6 protein-coding genes and 1 pseudogene are annotated in these 8,054 nt (G+C 57.8%); 1 reads left to right on the forward strand and 6 read right to left on the reverse strand.

The annotated features are described in order from the left end of the window. Positions 1-42: 42 nt before the first annotated feature. Positions 43-441, reverse strand: a complete 399-nt coding sequence (locus D8U60_RS11625; RefSeq protein WP_024013144.1) for a RidA family protein — start codon at positions 439-441, stop codon at positions 43-45. A 115-nt stretch (positions 442-556) separates the two neighbouring features. On the opposite strand from D8U60_RS11625, the gene D8U60_RS11630 reads away from it, so the two are divergent. Then, positions 557-1,450 (forward strand): LysR family transcriptional regulator, encoded by an 894-nt coding sequence (locus D8U60_RS11630; protein WP_130900169.1) that lies wholly within the window; start codon positions 557-559, stop codon positions 1,448-1,450. Between the two features lie 92 nt (positions 1,451-1,542). Here D8U60_RS11630 and D8U60_RS28025 read toward each other — a convergent pair whose 3' ends face one another. The 5 genes and pseudogenes from D8U60_RS28025 to D8U60_RS27645 all read right to left on the reverse strand — a co-directional run. Next, a complete protein-coding gene (locus D8U60_RS28025; protein WP_347237649.1) occupies positions 1,543-2,346 on the reverse strand; it encodes a DUF6708 domain-containing protein in 804 nt (267 codons plus the stop codon). Next, positions 2,346-3,149, reverse strand: a complete 804-nt coding sequence (locus D8U60_RS28030; RefSeq protein ID WP_341637330.1) for a DUF6708 domain-containing protein — start codon at positions 3,147-3,149, stop codon at positions 2,346-2,348. Before D8U60_RS28030 ends, D8U60_RS28025 begins: the two co-directional genes overlap by 1 nt. 19 nt (positions 3,150-3,168) lie before the next feature. Further along, positions 3,169-6,435 carry a T6SS effector BTH_I2691 family protein gene (locus D8U60_RS11645; protein WP_130900171.1) on the reverse strand — a complete coding sequence of 1,089 codons (3,267 nt, stop codon included), beginning with the start codon at positions 6,433-6,435 and terminating at the stop codon, positions 3,169-3,171. Beyond that, on the reverse strand, positions 6,432-7,370 hold the full coding sequence (locus tag D8U60_RS11650) for a hypothetical protein (RefSeq protein ID WP_122612633.1): 939 nt from the start codon (positions 7,368-7,370) through the stop codon (positions 6,432-6,434). The genes D8U60_RS11645 and D8U60_RS11650 overlap by 4 nt, the downstream gene beginning before the upstream one ends. Beyond that, positions 7,367-8,054, reverse strand: a pseudogene (locus tag D8U60_RS27645) (type VI secretion system tip protein VgrG); the annotation flags it as partial. The pseudogene D8U60_RS27645 and the gene D8U60_RS11650, both read right to left, overlap by 4 nt.

The following is an 8,054-nucleotide window of genomic DNA, read 5'->3' on the forward strand; positions in this document are numbered from 1 at the left end:
CCTCCGTGCCGGCGCGTTGTGTCTGTTTATGTGCGGTTGCGGTCAAGCCGCTTCGGGCAGTCTGGCAATCACCTTGATCTCGAAATCGAAACCCGCCAGCCAGGTCACGCCGACAGCGGTGATGGTCGGAAACGGCGCTTCGCCCCAGAACTCCGGCACCACAGTCCAGATCGTTTCGAACGTCGAGTGCGGATCGACCATGAACACGGTGACATCCACCGCATCATCGAAGCTGCAACCGGCCGCAGCGAGGATCGCGTTGAGGTTGTTGAAGGCGGTGCGCACCTGATCGCGCAGATCGGCCTCGGGCGAGCCATCCTCACGGCTGCCGACTTGGCCGGAGACAAAGAGGAAACCGTTGGAGCGAATTGCCGGCGAGTAACGGTGACGCTCATACAAGGCATGGCGGGCGGGTGGGAACACTACATCGCGCTTGGACATGGGGCTGACTCCATCAGTGTGTTGATGGAAACGACTTTAGGTATTTGCAGTGCGCGGATAAACGCGCAAGCTTGGCGTTCACTGTTTGCAAATCCCAAACAATCGAGGGGCGCGGATGGACCGGTTCGATGCGATGCAGGCCTTTGCCCGGGTGGTCGAGGCGGGCAGTTTCACCAAAGCTGCCGACACCTTGCACATGAGCAAGACCACGGTGACGCAACTGGTGCAGCAACTGGAGGCGCGGCTGCGGGTCAAGCTGCTCAACCGCACCACGCGCAAAGTCAACGTTACCGCCGACGGTGCGGCGTATTACGAGCGGGTGATCAAGCTGCTCGCCGATATGGACGACGCCGAAACCAGCCTGCCCGGTGCCGCCGCACGGCCACGGGGGCGCTTGCGCATCGACGTGCCGAGCCCGTTCGCGCGGCATATTCTGGTGCCAGCCTTGCCGGATTTTCACGCGCGCTACCCGGACATCCAGATCGACATGGGCGTCAGCGACCGCATCGTCGACATCATCGATGAGAACGTCGACTGCGTGGTGCGCGGCGGCGAGCTGCTCGATCAATCGCTGATGGCGCGCAAGCTCGCCGATCTGCCCTTGGGTGTTTTCGCCGCGCCGGCTTATCTGGCCCGAGAAGGGACGCCTGAGCATCCGCTGGAACTGCAAGACTCCCATCACCGCGTCGTCGCTTTTCTCTGGGCTCGCACTGGTAAACCTCTTCCGTACACGTTGCACAACGGCACCGAGCGCCTGCAGATCAAGGGCCGGCATGTGCTTGCGGTGGATGACGGCAATGCCTATCTGGCGGCGGGACTGGCGGGCATTGGGGTGTTGTGGTTGCCGACGTATATGTCTGATGCGCATGTGGCGCGGGGCGAGTTGGTGCAGTTGTTTGAAGGCTGGCAGCTTGAGTCGATGCCGCTTTATCTGGCGTACCCGCCGAACCGGCATGTCAGTTTGAAATTGCGGGTGTTCATTGATTGGGTGGTGGGGCTGATGGCGTAACAGAGTAGTGATGCAGCTATTGCGGGTGCCCGCCACAAGCCAACCGACCTCCGGCTTTTTCGAGTGATTGAGCATGAGAGACGTAAAGACGATTACGGAGCCGTCCTTGATTGCAGGTCAATGTCGGCGGGCCATTGCACTTTCGGGGCGAGGCGGCGGGCGAGATTGAAGCGCACGTCTTCGTTGTTCCAGTCCCGCGGTGGTCTGGGGAAGGTGGGCAGGGCTTGCGGCCCTTGCTGCATGAACAGTTGGGCCATGGCCCAGTACATTTCGCCTTGCATGGTGCCGTGGGCGAAATGGAAGCGTTCGAGCACCTGACAGGTGCCGGGTTTCACCACGGCGATGCTCACCGACTCGATCAGGCCGCCAGTGCCCATGGGGCCATATACGCTACTCACCTCGGCGCGCAGATCATCCCAGTCGTAAACCTCGGCACGCACGCCCCAGGCAGTTCGGCTGAATGGGCGTAGCCCGTCGTGGTGGAAGCGATAGACGTAGACTTTGCGGCGCAGGCGGTTGAAGCGGATGGGTTCGTCGCGGGGGGCTTCTACGTCCATTCGCCAGACATGAATACCGAACCAAAACAGGACAATGGATAAACCGAGGCAGACTAGAATGAAGCCCCAATCAACAGATTCCCATGGTGCAGGAGGGAGGATTAGGGGAGTTGTAAGCAGGAGAAAGGACAAACCTAGAATAGCTATCCCCAACCAGGCGCCTAGCCCTCGTGTTCTCAGTGCCGAGCGTGGTAGTTCAAGGTAAATGGCATCCGCATGATTAGGCGGACTTGGCATCACGGGTGAATATGGGAGGTTGCTAGGAGTTCGATCCGGCTTTGGCAGATCGCGTTTCCAGCCCGGCGCTGGTGGCTCGAGTAACGGTTCGGTGTACGACATTACGGAGCCGTCCTTGATTGCAGATCAATGTCGGCGGGCCATTGCACTTTCGGGGCGAGGCGGCGGGCGAGGTTGAAGCGCGCGTCTTCGTTGTTCCAGTCGCGCGGTGGTCTGGGGAAAGTGGGCAGGGCTTGCGGGCCTTGCTGCATGAACAGTTGGGCCATGGCCCAGTACATTTCGCCCTGCATGGTGCCGTGGGCGAAATGGAAACGCTCGAGCACCTGACAGGTGCCGGGTTTCACCACGGCGATGCTCACCGACTCGATCAGGCCGCCAGTGCCCATGGGGCCATATACGCTGCTCGCCTCGGCACGCAGATCATTCCAGTCGTATACCTCCGTACGCACACCCCAGGCAGTTCGGCTGAATGGGCGTAAGCCATCGTGATGGTACCGATAGACATAGACTTTGCGGCGCAAGCGGTTGAAGCGGATGGGTTCGTCGAGGGGGGCTTGCACAGTCATGCGCCAAGCATAGATACCTAACCAAAAACCGGAGATAGAGCTCAGGAGCATTCCTAGGCTCGGGACTAAGGGCAGAAAACTGGCCGTTGCCAATATATACGCACCTCCAATGAGTAGTGAAAAAATGGCGAGAAGGATTAAGACCACTGCGACGCATGCGCAAAGGCCGCGCTTCCTGTATGCCGAGCGTGGCAACTCCAGGTAAACGGAATCAAGATAATTGGGTGGATGGGGTAGCACTGGCGGATAAGGATCGGTACTTGGGGGCAGATCCGGCATTGGCAAATCGCGCTTCCAGCCTGGGGCGGGGGGATCGAGTAAAGGTTTGGTGAAAAACATCAAGTGAACTCTGGAAAGATTAAAGGTTGGAGTACGTTGTAAGAGTCAGTGCTGCATAGCCTTCGGTGACGGTGCGATCTGGCCAGTAGGTCAACGACAGGATTGCCCCTTCGACTCGTTGGGAACGTTCCAAAGACTTGAATACGAGGGCGCCCGAAATGTCCAAGACCTGTAGGGCGCTGTTGTTGGGTGACATGGCGCTGCGAGTTTTGACGGTCGGCGTGCCGGCCTCCGCCTGATAATGTATTTTTCGGGCGGGTTCGGTCGTGCCGTTGGCTGTCAATGGCGCGGGAGGAGCAATCAGGTTGCCGCTCGCGGCTACTTCGCCGATACCCTCAGTGTATGGATTGTCGCCCTCGCGCAGGAGGCGCAGGGTCCATTGATAATTCGAATGTTCCGGATGAAAGCAGGGTAATACCAGGCGATATTCCAGCCTCTCTTCCTGAGCGAGGGTGCCTGCGCCGCCGGTCGAACCACCCCGATGGTGGCTCTGGCCGGCGATCAAACGCAGACGAAAGCGAACATCGGCTTCGACGCCAAAAGTTGCTGCGTTGAGTTCGGCGACGGCAATCGAGGCGTGTTCGGGCTGATTCCAGTGAATCTTTGGCGTTTCGTCGGCGTAACCGAAGATGCAGCGCCTGGCCCATGTTTCCAGTGGTGTGGATTCCTGCCGTTGAGCCCACTTTTGTAGGGAAAACGCTACGATGCCTAGGACTATCGCAACGCCTAACGGCCCCATAAGAGCCAGTGATGTCGTTGATGCGGCAAAGATGCCTGCGCCAGCTGCGAGTGCATACAAAACTCCCGATAATGCATATCCTCCTGCTGCTGATTTATCTCCTTGCTTCCAAGTTCTACTAGCCGCCATCCCAGCCTGCGTCGCATCAAACAACCCGGTCACGGCTCCAATCACGGCTCCCGCTCTGGCAATTATCTGGCCAGCCCGATATGTAGCCTTGGCGGAAGCTGTCACCCGAGCAGGCAAGCCTGCCGCATGCTGAATTCTCCCCGCGCCTGCTTCAAGTGCGATCCCTATCACTTCCATGCCGGCAGCCAGTACCCCCAGCGTCGCGCCATACAGCGCCAGTCTGGCTTCAGGAGCCTTGTCGCCCAGCGCTCGCTCGGCTTCTTCAAAGTTTTTCTTCATGGAGTCGTTGAGCAGATAAAACCCGCCCAACGCCAGCAACAGCTGACCGCTGCCGGCAACTCCCCGTAGCCCGGTGAACCCCGCACGCACCCAGTTGGCTGCTACCGTTGTTGACACCATGAGCCCGCGTAACGTCGCCCGGGCCTTCGGGTCCAGGCTGCCAACGCCTACCGCTGCTTCCTGCAGTAAATGCTGGGCGCTGGCTCCCGCGCGGCCAACGCCTTGCTCGGTATTGCGCATCAGGTCGCGTCGCAGATCGTCGGCTTCGCCCTCCACCCAAACCGTCAGGGTGATCAGTTGATTAGCCACTTTGGGGTCCAGCACGGCCATGCTGAGAAGCCCTGTCCTGATCAGCGGGACGACTTTCCTTTGCACCTTTTGGAACTTGTGGTTCACCTTGTCCACGTTGGCTTTTGCGCTTTTTTCGCCCAAACGGATAGCTTCGGACGCCCGACTTTGCGCCTTGCGCAAGTATTCGGACAGCAACGCGTAGTACTCGCTGAACTTCATTTGAATCTTGAGTTCGGTGAGGTGGACGCCGTTGTACAACAGCTGGCTTGCACTGTTGAGTCGAGAAACTACACGACTGACGCCGGGCCCGAGTCTCGGTTGGAGTCGTGCGCTGGCGGCGTTGAGTGCGCCGAGGAGTTGGGCCATGGCGGTCTGGATACGCGGCTGGACATAGCGGTTGAATTCATCGCTGGTCAGCGCCTTGGACACTGCCGAGTAAAGCTTTTCACTGTCGTTCCAGTCGGCGTCGCCGGTCACGCTGAAACTGGGTAACAAGCCCGCCAGCAGCGATTCGTCCCGCCTCAATATCGCGCGATAGACCGGGCTCTGCGGATTTTTCAGCCACTCGAGCCAAAGCTTCGCTGTCGGGTCTTTATCCGTAAAAGGCGCTTTTTCATTGGCGCTGTTTTGGTTGACGAGCGGTGCTTCGCTGATGCCGCCGCGCAGGCACATCGTCATGGTCAGACTGTAGGCCACTCCTGACGTGAAATCAGCGCCATCATAGTCATGCTCCTCAATGTGCTTGAACGACGCGCCATGGCAGAGCTCTGCGTATTGCCTGCCGCACCAATCGATGTAGTGTTGGTAGTTTGCCAACTCGCGCTGATAGTCTTCTTCAAACGAGGCGCGATCGGCTTCGCTGTAGCGCTTTTCCAGTGACGCATTGTATTTCCGGACTTTTTCTTCGATGGCGCGTCGACGCTCCACCTCCGGGTCGCCAAAGGTCGGGGCCGCATCGCCCGTCATGGGAGCAAATGAGGCGGTCTGCTGGTCGGCCCAGATCGGGTGCATTTGGCGAATCGCCAGTAGCAGATCTGACGTTTGGCGCTTGTAGGTCCTCATCGGGTCTTCAATGTATCGCTGACGCGCCTCAATCCAGCCGTTACGCAAGTAGTTGTACTGTTGAATCAGGCCCACCGTGTCGTCCAGCACCAGAGCGAGTACACCTTGCTGCAACCCTTGCTGGTCAATCGTTTGGCGCAAGTAATTCTTTAGTGCACCCAACCGTGTTACGCGGCTGTGAAACCCATGGACCTTATCCAGGTCTCCGACAGCCTGATGACGCTGGTATTCATGAACTTGCTGATCCACGCGAGGCTCCGTCGCTGTCATCAGCAACGCGTTCTCTACGCCGTCGGGGGCGTCCAGAGCAGTTCGCAGGTCGAGTTTTCGGAAGCGTCCCGAAGCAGCGCTGTTTTTATAAGCGTCGAGAACGCTGCGAGGCCACGGATCACTGGCAAAGGCCAGCCACGCATGGGTGTACTTACGGATATCGATGTTGAGAAAGGACGCTGGAGCGTCGTGGCCCGCCGAGGTACAGGCATCGCACAATGGAGTCTCATTGGCCTCGGGAGGTGCGTCGGGATTGAACTGACGTAGATAACCATCGGGGGTCACTTGATAGGCTTGCCAGGTCTGCTGATCAAGTAGTACGTACAAATAGCCCGCGCGTAATGTACGCAGGCCCATGCGCGAATTGGACATCGCACCGGTGTCTTCGCTAGCTCGCGGTACCAGAGCCTTTCGCAGCGGGAGGATTGGTAATCCTTGCCGGTTGCAGGCGTTGCATTGGTCCGAAGGAAGGCATGTTTCTACTACGGTAATCTCAAGCTGCGAACTCAGGGTCATTGATGTGCTCCTGCAAAGGTCAAATCCGACACGATCCTTTGCCAGGACTGGTCATTCAATTCGGCAAAAAGTTTTGCGAGTGAGGTGCCATTCTCGATTGCCCGCTCTATGACCAGGCCTATATCTGTGTGTGTATGGAGGCTCGAATGCAGCATCAGACGGTGTAATGCCAAGGCCACAATGTCGTGCTGGTTTTTCAGCCCCAAATGGCGAGCGTCACGTATCTGTTTATATGCCTGAGCAGCGGCTTGATGAGGAAGCAAGGTAGGGCCTTTCCAGCGAGCAGGAGCGTAAGCAAGCGGAAGGCTGACAGCGCGACGCCAAGCGCCGAGCAGTGAGGACACCAGTGCGGCATCCTGTTGTACTGAGCTGGTGAATGCCGAGAATTCAACGCTCGTATCCGGCTGGCCAATCAAGCGACTGCTGGCGCCACTGCTTGTGGGGACGAGCCACTGATGGATCGGCCACCAGTTTCCTGTCTCCCCAACTTTCAACGTTGCGACCAGCAATTCCAGGCGTAACGGCTCATACACCGGAAAGAATTTTGTGCCCACCGAGATTGGTAGATAACCGAGTTTTATCAGGTGACTGCTGACCGTCGTGGCTTTTGCGGCACTGCTGAGCCATCCACATACATAGCGTCTTGAGCGACGTTCATCTTCTTTGGCACGCAGTGCCGACAACGACAATAAGTACCCTGAGGGTTCGGCACCAGCCGCGGCTAGAGTCACCAGCACCGGGCATGCTTGCGGTGTATGGGCCAAATCTGGGCGGCGCAGTTTAGTTACTGCATCGCTGCCTAATGATTGGCACAGAGCGTCGATATGCAATGGGTCGTCTTCGGCGCAGTCCGCCAATGGATCAAGCAACAGATACAACGACGCATTGGCGGCGTGCTGCTCCTTCGCGAAGGCCTGGATAATAGTTGGAGTCATTTTATTTTCTCCACGCAAGTGTGTCCCGCCTCGGGCTCCAGTTGCAGAGAAAAAGGTTGCCCGCCGCCCGACGCCGTTGCCGACACTGGCCCTTGGATTGTGATGGCTAAGCCGTTGAGGTGAATGCCTTGAGCATCGAGAGTGATACTGCCCCCTGGGCCTTTGAAGACGACTTTCTCACTGGCCTGCAAGCTATAAACGGTCGTAGCGCACTTAAACCCCTGACCTGCCTGAATGCTATGCAACCCCTTGATGGTGTGCTCGCTATCACCGCCAACTTCGATATAGCGGTTGGCGCATGTGGACTCGTATCGGTCATTGCCCACGGCATCCCACCGATCGCGTCCAATGAAAACCTTATAGTCACGGCCGACGTCCAGATTGCGATTCTGGCCTATGGCGTGAATTTGATCATTACCGATCACAACATGCTCATCGTTCCCAATCTCTTCTTTACGATCATTGCCAACAAAGACCCTATTGTCGTTTTTGACATGAACGTTCTTATCCCTCTCCGCATGAATAAACACCTCCTGCTGCCCCAACTCATCCTCAAACCGCAGCTCATTGAAACCTGCCCCCTTATGAGTGCGGCTTTTGATGGTCATGCGGGTTTTGTGTTTCGGCAGTTCATACGGCGGCAGGTTGGTTTGCCGATATGCACGCCCGGTCGCAATTGGCTGG

The sequence above is a fragment of the Pseudomonas sp. Sample_11 genome (genome assembly GCF_004307505.1).
Lineage (GTDB): Bacteria > Pseudomonadota > Gammaproteobacteria > Pseudomonadales > Pseudomonadaceae > Aquipseudomonas > Aquipseudomonas atacamensis.